Annotated in this window: 7 protein-coding genes; 5 read left to right on the plus strand and 2 right to left on the minus strand. The window is 53.1% G+C overall.

What is annotated here, in order from left to right; translation table 11 throughout:
• The first annotated feature begins 59 nt into the window (after positions 1-59).
• The 4 genes from ACFPMF_RS24180 to ACFPMF_RS24195 all read left to right on the plus strand — a co-directional run bounded on the left by ACFPMF_RS24180 (position 60) and on the right by ACFPMF_RS24195 (position 2,937).
• On the plus strand, positions 60-581 hold the full coding sequence (locus ACFPMF_RS24180) for a hypothetical protein (protein WP_379849964.1): 522 nt from the start codon (positions 60-62) through the stop codon (positions 579-581).
• A complete protein-coding gene (locus tag ACFPMF_RS24185) occupies positions 578-880 on the plus strand; it encodes a hypothetical protein (RefSeq protein WP_379849966.1) in 303 nt (100 codons plus the stop codon). Before ACFPMF_RS24180 ends, ACFPMF_RS24185 begins: the two co-directional genes overlap by 4 nt.
• Positions 881-901: 21 nt before the next feature.
• Positions 902-2,269, plus strand: a complete 1,368-nt coding sequence (locus ACFPMF_RS24190; protein ID WP_379849968.1) for a M28 family metallopeptidase — start codon at positions 902-904, stop codon at positions 2,267-2,269.
• A 203-nt stretch (positions 2,270-2,472) separates the two neighbouring features.
• On the plus strand, positions 2,473-2,937 hold the full coding sequence (locus tag ACFPMF_RS24195; RefSeq protein ID WP_379849970.1) for a hypothetical protein: 465 nt from the start codon (positions 2,473-2,475) through the stop codon (positions 2,935-2,937).
• 158 nt (positions 2,938-3,095) lie between these two features.
• Here ACFPMF_RS24195 and ACFPMF_RS24200 read toward each other — a convergent pair whose 3' ends face one another.
• Together ACFPMF_RS24200 and ACFPMF_RS24205 are read right to left on the minus strand one after the other, a co-directional pair.
• Positions 3,096-6,728 (minus strand): ABC transporter permease/M1 family aminopeptidase, encoded by a 3,633-nt coding sequence (locus tag ACFPMF_RS24200; protein ID WP_379849972.1) that lies wholly within the window; start codon positions 6,726-6,728, stop codon positions 3,096-3,098.
• Between the two features lie 100 nt (positions 6,729-6,828).
• Positions 6,829-7,731 carry an ABC transporter ATP-binding protein gene (locus ACFPMF_RS24205; protein ID WP_379849974.1) on the minus strand — a complete coding sequence of 301 codons (903 nt, stop codon included), beginning with the start codon at positions 7,729-7,731 and terminating at the stop codon, positions 6,829-6,831.
• A 394-nt stretch (positions 7,732-8,125) separates the two neighbouring features.
• Here ACFPMF_RS24205 and ACFPMF_RS24210 point away from each other — a divergent pair, with 394 nt between their 5' ends.
• Entirely contained in the window at positions 8,126-9,313 is a 1,188-nt protein-coding gene (locus ACFPMF_RS24210; protein ID WP_379849977.1) for a pyridoxal phosphate-dependent aminotransferase, read from the plus strand.
• Positions 9,314-9,382: the final 69 nt, after the last annotated feature.

Genomic DNA, 9,382 nt, shown 5'->3' on the forward strand with positions numbered 1-9,382 from the left:
TTTTTTCGCTCCTTTTTCCTAACATTGGCTAGAATACACAAATTGTTCGTTAATCCGGTATGCGATCGCTCCTTTCATTCCTGTTTTGTTGTAGTATTCTGGGAATAGCCTGCGCCCAGCGCCCCGCCGATTCTACGTTTTACCGGCCCGGTAGTCCCGTTCCGGTTCACCTGAAGCCCATCGAGCGGTCGTATGGGGCCTATTTCTACGGGGGCAAGCGGCTGCGGTCGTCGCATTCGCTGGAAATACCTTTCAACGAACTCAACGATCCCACCGTCAACCGGCATTTTCGCAGTTTCCGGACGCTGACGACCATTGGTCAGGCGGTGGCTATCGTGCCGCTGGTCTACGTGCTGACCCGGCCGCGTGGCACCTACACCCGTTCCGGCGAATACTGGGCGGTTTATTTTGGCTCCATCGGCGTAACGCTCGGGTTGAGCATTGTCGGCAATACGCAGGTGCGGAAAGCCGTTACCCAATACAACCGGTCGCTGGCGAATGCCCGCTTCGGTTTTTCGGCACAACCGCTCCCGGGAACCACCCAGACCGCCTTTGGCCTGAGCTTAACCCAACGGTTATGAACGATTCGGAGCCGGAAGACGACCAGCGCGGTTTGCCGTTTCGGGACCTGTTTTCCGAAGACGAAACCCGCGATTTCATTCGTCCGGTTTTCCAGTTGCCCACGCGCCGGATTGCGTTCGGGTCAATCGGTTTGTCGGTGGTGTTGTCCGTCGCGCTGGTCGTTTCGTCGCTGAATGCGCCCAAGCGCCCGGTTGGGCATCCCAAACCGGTTCCCGATTATCGGAAAAATTTGCATTTCCGGCCAGCCGAATACCGTAAAACCGACACGACGCAGTATCTTCGTCAGCCAACCCGTTAACATCCTTCTTCAACAACCTGCATGAAACACATTTTCTTGCCGATCACGCTTTTGCTGGCTTCCTTGGGCCTGCAGGCCCAGACCACCGTTAACCGCGACCCGGTGATTGCCCAACTAGTCGGTGAGGTATCGGCCGATAGCCTGCGGTCGCACGTCACGAATCTTGTCAGTTTCGGAACCCGGCATACGCTCAGCAACCCCAACGACCCCAAACGGGGAATTAATGCGGCCCGGCAATGGACTTTAAAGAAGTTTCAGCAGTTTGCCAAACAATCGGGCGGGCGGCTAACGGCCCGGATCGATACCTGGACGCTGCAACCCGACGGCCGGCGGATCGATCAGGTGACGCAAATGGGTAACGTGATGGCGACGCTCAAAGGCACCGACCCCAACGACGACCGGATTTTTCTGGTCAGCGGCCATATCGACAGCCGCGTAACCGATGTGATGAACCGCACGGCCGATGCGCCCGGGGCCAACGACGATGGTTCGGGAACGGCCGCCGTCATTGAACTGTGCCGCGTGATGAGCAAGGTCGCCTTTCCGGCTACCATCATTTTCGTGGCCGTAAGCGGGGAGGAGCAGGGCTTGCAGGGGGCCAATCACCTGGCGCAGCGGGCCAAAGACGAAAAGTGGAACCTGGAAGCCCTGCTGAACAACGACATTGTGGGCTCGAACCACAGCCCCGACACCCGAATTATCGACAACACGCGTGTCCGGGTATTCAGCGAAGGGTTGCCGGGCTATCAGACGGATTCGGTGGCGACCAACATCCGGTTTTACGGGCAGGAAAACGACGGAAAATCGCGGCAGCTGGCCCGCTACACCAAAGAGATTGGTGAACGCTACGTCGATCAGCTCGAAGTGGTGATGATTTACCGCAACGACCGGTTTTTGCGCGGGGGCGATCACACGCCGTTTGTGACACGCGGTTTTCCGGCGGTTCGGATTACGGAAATGAACGAGAATTTCGCGCACCAGCACCAGGATCTGCGGACGCAGGACGGCGTGGAATACGGCGACTATGTGAAGTTCATGGATTTTGATTACCTCCGTAAAAATACCGCGATGAATCTGGCGGTTCTGGCGAATCTGGCCAAAGCCCCTTCGATGCCCCAGAACGTGACGGTCGAAGCCCGGAGCCTGACCAATTCGACGATGCTGTTCTGGCAGGCCCCCAAAGCCGGGGCGTCGGCGGGCCGGAAGATCAAAGGCTATTACGTGCTGATGCGCGAAACGCACTGGCCGTTCTGGCAGAAGAAATTTTTCGCCGAGAAGCTCGGGCTGACGCTGCCGTATTCCAAGGATAATTACTTCTTTGCGGTTCAGGCCGTTAGCGAAGACGGCAACGAGAGTTTGCCCGTGATTCCGAAGCCCAGCCTGCGGTAATTTTTCCTGGGGTGGTGAATAGGAATTCGGCGAAAATACGGTTTTTGCGCAACGTTATGGCGGTTTTTGCCGTATAATTGAAGAGAAAATTCCGGCTTTTGTCCTGAAACGTTACAACCTGACCTTTTTTTTTGTAGCTTTCGTTTCCAACGGTCATCTCATCCATTCACACGAAACCTGTTACTCACAAAAACCTGAAAATTATGAAGCGATTACTTTATTTAGTTTGCGTAGTGGTGTTTGCAGCTGGCCTGAGTTCCTGTAACAAGGATAGCGATCCGGAGCCGGCTCCCGTTGTCGGAAAATGGAAATCTGACATTATCCGCCGTAGTGGTTTAACGGGGGATTTTGCGGTTGGAAATGTGGATATTGATGCCCTAAAGGTGTATGGACTTGATGTGAATTTTGAGGTAAAAACGGATAATACGTTTGCTGGAACGGATCGTTCAGGTGGTGTAGTTGATCCTTTCAATGGAACGTGGACGTACTCTGGGACAGATTTAACCTTTAAGTACGATGCTGGAGGGGAAGAGAAGTTAACTTATGATGCAGCTAAATCTCAATTGCTGGGTGAGCAATTTACTGTACCAGACACGCTTATCAATCCAAAAACGAACGTTGCAACACCAGTTACTTATAAGTTGCAAATTATCTTTAGCAAGCAATAAAAACTGTTTCTAGGATCTTCTCGAACCTCCGGCACAACCACAGCTTGTATCGGAGGTTTTTTGTTGCTTCCGAAACTATAAAAAGTTGTATCGCAGAATTTAGCGGTGCCTCTGATTAACTCTTTTTAACTCCTCTAAACTTTGCGATACAACTTACTTTACTCCACCGGCTTTACATTGTCATCCGACACCCGGTCGATCAGCTTGTTGTACGGATCGATACCGGCTTTGGCGGGTTTGCCTTTCACGACGAATTCCAGCTTGTGCGTGCCCGGCCTGAGCCACTGTTTTTTCAGGTACAGCGGTACTTTTTCTGTCATGCCCTTCTGGTTTTTGGCATCTTCCGCAAAAATCCCGATTTCGATCAGGTCTTTTCCCTGGCCCGCGCCGGTTTCCTTCCCGGACTTGTCGTAGTACAGCTTCTTCGTCTGCACAGTCATCGTGACTTTGTACTGATCGTTTTTCAATGGTTCGGCTTTGGCTTCGAGGATGCGGTTTTCGTAGAGTGTGATCTTCTCGAAATTATCCGTCAGGAAATACTGCAACGAATCGGGCGTGGCGGCTTTGATGTAGCGGTACCACTCGCGGCTGGTCGTAAACGGCGCTTTCTGCTGGAACGCATCCCGCTCGAGATACGCTTTAAACGCCCGGTTCAGCCGCTCTTCGCCGATGTAATCCTGCAAGGCAAACAGCACCAGCGACCCTTTGTCGTACCAGACGTAGGACCGCGTGTCGTTGTCGAGCAGCGTTTCCTCAAACTTGTCTTCCGACGAACGCCCGCGCAAATACCGGTCGAGGCTGTATTTCAGGCGCGATTGCATGATGTTGTCGCCGTAGGTCTTTTTCAGCACCATCAGCGAGGCATATTCGGCCATCGATTCCGAAATCTGGTTGGCACCCCGCGTGTTGCTCGGCATGACCTGATGACCCCACCACTGGTGCGCTACTTCGTGGGCGGTTACGTAATAGGCATAGTCGGTTTTGTCGGGATCGCGGAAGTCGCCCACCCAGCCGAAACTCTCGGCGTAGGGCACCGTGTTCGGGAACGACTGCGCAAAACCGGCGTAGCGCGGAAACTCCATGATGCGCATTTGCCGGAACTGGTAGGGACTGAAATGCTGATGGTAATAGTCCATCGACGCTTTCACCGAATTCACGTACCGGTCGATGTTGCGCCCGTGGGTGGGGTGGTGGTAGACCTCGATGTTGACGGTTTTGCCGTCGGGGCCTTTCCAGACGTCGCGCTGGACTGCGTACCGGGCCGAGCTGACGTTCATGAAGTAGGCAATGGGCGCGTCCATTTTGTAGTGGTAATACTTGCGACCGTTGGCGGTCCACTCTTTTTGCAGATACCCCGGCATGATGGCAATCTGGTCGGGGGCGGTGCTGACGGTGCCTTCAAACGTAATCCAGTCGCCGTCCTGCGTAAAGAGGAAGTTGCTCCGGCCCCAGGGGTCGGTATAGGGCGGTTGCTGGTATTGTTTGATAGGCAGGCTGTATTTTTTGCGGTATTTGTCGCTGCTGAGTTCACCGCCGGGATTGTAGCCGAACGACGGAAAAATGCTGGTGTCGAAAAATGTCCCGTTGTAGACCAGTTCGCGGTTAAAACCGCCGTTGGTGAACCCTTTCGGCTGGGACGCGATCGTGATTTCCATGCGGGCCGTGTCGCCGGGCTGGAGCGTGCGGGGCAGTTTGTAGATATAATACCGGAAAACCGTATCCTTCATCAGCATCGCCGGACTCTGGCCGTCGATCAGCAATTTTTGGGTTTTGGGGTGGTTGTACTCCGGGGAACTGAACAGCAGATGCAGCGAATCCAGCGGTTGGGCGGTTTTGTTCACCAGCGTGAAAAGACCGGTGGCGGTCACTTTCCGTTCTTCCGGTACGAGGTCCATCGTTACGTTCAGATCGGTGATTTTCGGATGGCGGACGCGTTCGTAGCGGCTGTATTTTTTTTCGTATTCGGCCTGCAATTCCCGGGTTTCGTCGGCGGTCTGGTATTTGTTCAGCACGCTGACGTTGTAATAAATCCAGGCTCCCGAAGCGACCCAGATGAGCAGAAAGACCGTTAAGGCGGTGATCGACGGTCGGTTTAGCCGGAGTTTGGCCAGCCGCCAGCGGGTTTTCAGATCGCCTTCGCTGCCCCGGTTCCAGAACAGATTGCCGATCACGAGCAGGGCAAAACCGAACGCCAGCCAGTACAGGTTGAACCACAGCAGCGGTTTCAGAAAGTGCCCGAAACCGTTCATGTCCGAAATTCGGTAAGCGGGCGTGTAGCTGTAAAAGAACAGGTTGTAGTCTATCTCCGCAAAATTCCGCAGGGCCACCATTACCACCCAGATACCCACCGTGATAATGTGGCCCGTAAACTTGCTGTTGACCAGAATGTGCACAAAAAAGGCCAGCATCAACAGTTGCAGGTATTCGGGAAACTCGATCAGATAGAGGTCGGTGAAGTATTGACCAAAATCGTATTCAAAATAGCCCTTGAGGGTCTGGTTCAGCACCCCGCTGACAATGACCAGATTGACCAGCAGAAAACAGATGACCGTCAGGGCCAGAAACTTCGAGCCGTAGGAGACCCAGTTCGGAATCGGCAGGGCGTCGGCAATGTTGTCGAAGCGCACGGCTTTGTCGCGGTGGACGCTCTCGCCGGTGTAGAAAATGATGAGAATAAAAACGAACAGGATGTAGTCGTAGTCTTTGACCTCGATCATGTAGTAGGTCGTCGGCAGGGAGCGCGTTCCCATGATCTGGTCGGCAAACCAGCCGTCGAGGAACAAAAAGAGCACACCTCCCATCAGAATCACCAGAAAATACACGTCCCTGATGATGTTACCGAATTCGAGTTTCGTAAGCCGGAGCAGGTGGCCGAAATAGGCGCTGGTCGAAAAGATTTTCTCGGCAACAGGCAGTGTGCTTACGGGTTGGACTTTTTTCTCGACGGTTTTTGCGGCTTTCGATTTTCTGCCCAGTTTGATGGCCAAAAACCGCTGGAAATCAAACCGGAAGAGGGTGTATAGTAACGTAGCCAGGCCGATCCCGCTCCACAAAAGCCGGTTTAGCAGCACATTGCCGGTCAGACCGGCGTGGAGTTCGTTTTGCTCGGCGGGCGTCCAGTATTTGGTTGCATTCGTAAAGGTATTGAACGCAAACGGATCGAGCAGATCGACCAGGTCTTTGTTCTCCAGATCCGATGCCAGCGTGACGCCCAGCAGATATCCGATGAACAGCAGCAGACTTCCGGCATACGTCACAAACACGTTGCGGGTCAGGGCGACGAGGCTGAAAAAGAGGCTTCCGGTGAAGAAAACCGTCGGAATCACGTAAACCAGCATCGGCTGTACGTAATCCCACAACCGGATGGGGCCGTAGCGTTCGATGTTATCGGCGAGGTTAAAAACCGGTCCGAGCAGCGATCCGAGCGCAATACCGAGGCAGGCGCAACTCATGATCCCGATCAGGATGACGAACGAACCCAGGTACCGCCCCAGCAGGTAGCCGCGCTCGCTGATCGGGTAGGAGAAAAAGTAGGAGCGGGTGTTGTGTTCGATGTCGCGGTAAACCGGTACGCCCATCACCGCCGAACACAGCATGGTGGCAAAAATGCTGGTCAGAATCAGCAGGTAGGCAATCGCATACGGTGAGTTGACATTCGCTTTCTCAGACGCGGGGCCGTTGCCGTAAATCAGAATCAGGAACGAATACAGAAACAGCAGCAGGCCGTACAGGTAGGTGGCCGGGCGTTTCAGCCGGTATTTCAGTTCAAAGGTAAAGATGTTCCAAAACATACGGGAGTGATGAGTTAAGAGTGATGAGTGAAGACGGAGTCACCGGGGGCAGTTAACAGACACGTCATACTTTTAATTTTTAACTTTTAATTTTTCACTCTTAACTCATAACTCCTACTGCCTGGTGGCTGGTAATTTTGGAGAAGTAGACGTCTTCGAGGTCGGCTTCGACGGGTTCAAAACCGAGTTGCGGGCTGTCGCTGTAGATGTGAATCTGGGTTTTGCCGCCTTTGAGTTGGGTGGAAATAACCTGGTGGCTGGCGCGGTAGGTGTCCAGTTCGGGCTTTTCGATGATTTTGCGCCAGATTTTTCCCTGAATGCTGGCGACCAGATCGGCGGGATGGCCCTGGGCAATGACGTTCCCCAGGCTGATAATGGCCATGTCGGAGCAGAGGTTGGTGACATCTTCCACGATGTGGGTGGATAGAATCACGACGGTATTTTCGCCGATCTCCGACAGCAGGTTATGAAACCGGTTGCGCTCGGCGGGGTCCAGACCGGCGGTGGGTTCGTCGACAATAATCAGGCTGGGGTTGCCAATCAGTGCCTGGGCGATGCCAAACCGCTGTTTCATCCCGCCCGAAAACGTGCCGAGATTTTTCTTCTTGACGTGTGCCAGATTGACCTTTTCGAGCAGGGCATCCACAAGGAGTTTGCGTTCACGGCTGTTGCCGATGCCTTTCAAACCGGCAATGTGGTCGAGCATGGTTTCGGCCGATACTTTCGGGTACACGCCAAACTCCTGGGGCAGATACCCCAGCACCCGCCGGATGGCGTCTTTCTGGCGCAGCACATCGATGGTGCCCTGGGCGGTATCTTCCAGCAGAATCTGGCCGCTATCGGCTTCCTGCAAGGTGGCGATGGTCCGCATGAGCGACGATTTACCGGCCCCGTTCGGACCGAGCAGGCCAAACATGCCCTGGGGGATGGTCAGGCTGACATCGTGCAGCGCCCGGACACCATTGGAATAGGTTTTGTTCAAACCCTGAATAGTCAGTTTCATTTCAATTTTCGGGAGGTTAAGTCGCTAAAAACTAGTTCGGTGAGGGTGTTGTCCGTGCAAGAAGTAAGTATATTAAATATTCGCAAGTATTCAGCCAGAGGGTGTAAATCTTTCTACGCATTTTTCGCGGGGAAATACGCATCTTCAATTGGCCCGCTGGTCTGAACGGGAGGGTAGTATTTACAGCCGATTTTTAGGATTTTTGCAGAATTTTAGAAAATTACGTTGCGTTTGAGGTGATTTATTGGAGTAATATAGAAAAGAATATAAATGTAATTTTATTCGGCACCTACTTTGTGGAATTTTCATATTTTTGAAATGGCCAAATTGAATTTGGTTTAATTCGGATATAACAAAATACCATCGTAGTTTAGTACAAAAAACGAACGACAACATGGACCACCCTCTTACCCGCAGAAATTGGTTACGAACCGGCGCTTTGTTAACCGCGGGTTTAACCATTGATCGGTCTACGTTCGGTAGCGGTTTTCTCAATCCGGCTGCTGCCCATGCACTTCATGAACAAGCTTTAGTTAACGAATTCGCCCGTCTGGGCGAGCCAATGCCCCAGATCAAGGCCCGGATCGCGTTCAATGAGAATCCGCACGGTCTGTCGCCCAAAGCCAAAGACGCCATCCTGAAAGCGGTTGAAAGCGGAAACCGCTACGCCATGTTCGAAGGGCAGGAATTGAAAAAACTGATTGCGGATAAGGAGGGCGTCAAGCCCGAAAACATCATGCTTTCGGCCGGATCGTCGGAATTGCTGACGGCGATGGCGGTTTATTTTACGGGCAGTGCGGCCAAAGGCGGGGGAGGGACGGTTCTGACCAGCCAGTTTACCTACGACGATCTGCTCGGTTGCGCGAAGAAATTCGGGGCCAAAATCGACGCGGTTCCGCTGACAAAGGAGTACCGTTTTGATCTGGCGGCCATGAAAGGCAAGGTTGGGCCGGATACCAAACTGGTGTACATCTGCAACCCCAATAACCCGACGGGCACCATTGTTCCGGCGGCTGAACTGGTGGCGTTTTGTAAGGAAGTGTCGGCGAAGGTTCCGGTTTTTATCGACGAAGCGTACATCGATTTTCTGGAACCGAAAGACCGCCCGGCCCTGCCCAAACTGGTGGCCGAAGGATACAACCTGTTTTTGACCCGTACGTTCTCTAAAATACACGGTTTTGCGGGCTTGCGGCTAGGCTACGCCATCGGTCCCGAAAAATTCCTGGAGAGTTTGCAGGACTACTCGCGGGGCGAATGGAACCCAAGCGTGACCACGCTGAAAGCCGGTATTGCCAGCTATCAGGATGAAGAATGGCAGAATTTCTGCCGCACCGAAAACACAAAAGCCAGCAACCTTCTCTACAAAGGACTGAAAGACAAGGGTTACGACTACGTGCCTTCCTACGCGAACTTCGTTTTATTTCCGATTCGGATGAAAACGAAACAGTTTGAAAAGGAAATGTTCAGCAACGGTATTCTGACCTCCACCCGTGAATACAACAACCAGCCCTTCTGCCGCGTCAGCATCGGCACCGTCGACGAAATGGGCCTGTTCATGGATGTGTTCAAGAAAATAGTTTAAAGGAATTATGAGTTAAGAGTTAAGAGTGATGACGGGGCCGCCCGGCGGTTGGCTGACGCACCCTTTTTC

The organism is Larkinella bovis, from assembly GCF_042655385.1.
GTDB classification, from domain to species: domain Bacteria; phylum Bacteroidota; class Bacteroidia; order Cytophagales; family Spirosomataceae; genus Larkinella; species Larkinella bovis.